The 998-nt window shown below is 71.7% G+C and carries 2 protein-coding genes; both read left to right on the plus strand.

Annotation, left to right across the window (positions count from 1 at the left end; genetic code table 11):
- Window positions 1-7: 7 nt before the first annotated feature.
- Window positions 8-649 carry a BACON domain-containing protein gene (locus ACOADB_RS20090; RefSeq protein ID WP_378602630.1) on the plus strand — a complete coding sequence of 214 codons (642 nt, stop codon included), beginning with the start codon at window positions 8-10 and terminating at the stop codon, window positions 647-649.
- Between the two features lie 74 nt (window positions 650-723).
- On the plus strand, window positions 724-998 hold a 275-nt coding region (locus ACOADB_RS20095), incomplete at its 3' end, for a hypothetical protein (protein ID WP_378602579.1).

Genomic DNA, 998 nt, shown 5'->3' on the forward strand with positions numbered 1-998 from the left:
GTCGGGCATGCCGACGAAATTCGCGCCCTCGCCGACGGAGCCGTCCAGCTCCGCCACCAGCGAGGCACCCACGATCGCGGCCCCCGCGGACCTCCAGGTCTCGACCCGGTCCATCCGCCTGGGCACCAGCGGCACGTCGGGAACGACCCGGTTGAGCAACGTCGGCGGCACCGCGCTGGACTTCACCGCGCAGCCGCGCGTGAAGTGGCTGTCGGTCTCGACCGGCTCCGGGTCCCTGGACCCCGGTGCGGAGACGACGCTGCGGATCCGGGCCAGCCGGTCCGGGCTCTCGGAGGGCGCGCACAGCGGGCAGGTCGCGATCACCTGGAGTGGGGGCACCGTGCTGGTCACGGTCAGCCTGACCGTGAACCGGCCGCCCGTGATCGGGACGATCACTGCGTCCGCGACCGACTGCAGTGTCCCGGTCTCGGCCACGGTCACCGACGGCTCGGGCGTTCGCTCGGTGAAGGTGTCCTGGTCCGGGGCGACCAGCGGCCAGGCATCGGCCACACCCGACAACGGGCGCTGGAAGGCAATCATCCCCGTCCCCGTCGGTGGCAACGTGAAGGTCACCTTCACCGCGACCGACAGCGCCGGCCTCCGCAGCACGAGGTCCCGGACCTTCACGTTCAACCCCTGCCCGGGCTGATCTGCGAAAACCTGCAAGGTTCGCCCCACGACCTGCTCCTACCTGCGTACGCACTCAACGCAGGAGGACAGGTCATGGGCATCAAGGCACGACTGACCCGGATCGTGGCAGTGATCGGCATGCTCGCCGGACTGACCGCCGGCACGTTCGGCATCGTCGAGCTCACCCAGCCGCAGCCCGCCACCCCACCGCCCGTGACGGCGGTCTTCGCCGACGACGCACCCGCGCCCGTCGTACCCGCGGCTCCGGCGCCGGCGGTGCGGGTCGCCGTACCGACCCGGCTCGAGGTGCCCGCCATCGACGTGGACGAGAAGCTGACCGGCCGCGGCCTCAAGGCCGACGGGTCGCT

It is taken from the genome of Nocardioides sp. CPCC 206348 (assembly GCF_048654705.1).
In the GTDB taxonomy this organism is placed as follows: Bacteria; Actinomycetota; Actinomycetes; order Propionibacteriales; family Nocardioidaceae; genus Nocardioides.